Source organism: Gluconacetobacter tumulicola (assembly GCF_014174215.1).
In the GTDB taxonomy this organism is placed as follows: Bacteria; Pseudomonadota; Alphaproteobacteria; order Acetobacterales; family Acetobacteraceae; genus Gluconacetobacter; species Gluconacetobacter tumulicola.
In genome coordinates this window covers 1-743 of sequence record NZ_JABEQL010000079.1, presented here as the reverse complement: position 1 = coordinate 743, position 743 = coordinate 1, and the positions used below count along the sequence as shown (strand labels likewise).

1 protein-coding gene is annotated in these 743 nt (G+C 63.7%); it reads left to right on the top strand.

The features are described from left to right. Positions 1 to 15 precede the first annotated feature (15 nt). Positions 16 to 743 (top strand): IS5 family transposase gene (locus HLH29_RS19330; protein ID WP_338030296.1). Its coding sequence is split into 2 segments (ribosomal slippage), with 729 coding nucleotides annotated over them: positions 16 to 328 and positions 328 to 743; the frame shifts between segments, so codons are not numbered across the junction. This gene is flagged as partial in the annotation.

The window sequence follows — 743 nt, the reverse complement described above, 5'->3', positions numbered from 1 at the left end:
AGCAATGCGACACAGATTTTCACCGACGAAGCGTGGGCGGTTTGGGAGCCACTGATCGAAGCGGTGCGTCCGCGGGGCAAGACGCCGCCGAAAGACCTGCGGCGGACGATATCGGCGGTGTTCTGGCGTCATCAGAACGGTGCGAAATGGCGCAGCATCCCTGCGGAATTGGGCCCGTGGTGGCTGGCGGCGCAGTTGTTCATCCGCTGGGCCAAACGTGGGGTCTGGGAGCGCCTGTTTGCCCTGGTGCAGGAACGTGGACAGGCTCTGGGCATGGCCTTTCTCGATGGCACCAACATTCGTGCCCATCACAAGGCGGCGGGAGCCAAAAAAAAGGAGACGACAGCCGACAGCGAGACCATCGTGAAGCGCTTGGCCGTTCTCGTGGTGGCTATGGAACCAAGGTCTGCGTAGTCGCTGACGGACGTGGCCGTGCCGTCACCTTCAGCCTGGCGCCCGGTCAGGCGCACGAACTGCCGCTGGCACCCGCCATGCTCGACCGCCTGCCACGCGAGCCATTATGGGTCGTCGGTGACAAGGGGTATGCTTCCAATGCCTTCCGGGACCATGTCTGGGCCATGGGCGCGCGACCAGCGATCCCGCCCAAGCGCCGGGACGCTGCCGTTGCCTGTCCACAATGGGTTTATCGAAACCGGCATCTGGTGGAAAACCTCTGGGCCCGTCTGAAGGAATGGCGCGCCGTCGCAACCCGATACGAAAAGACCGCCACCTCGTTCCTCGCT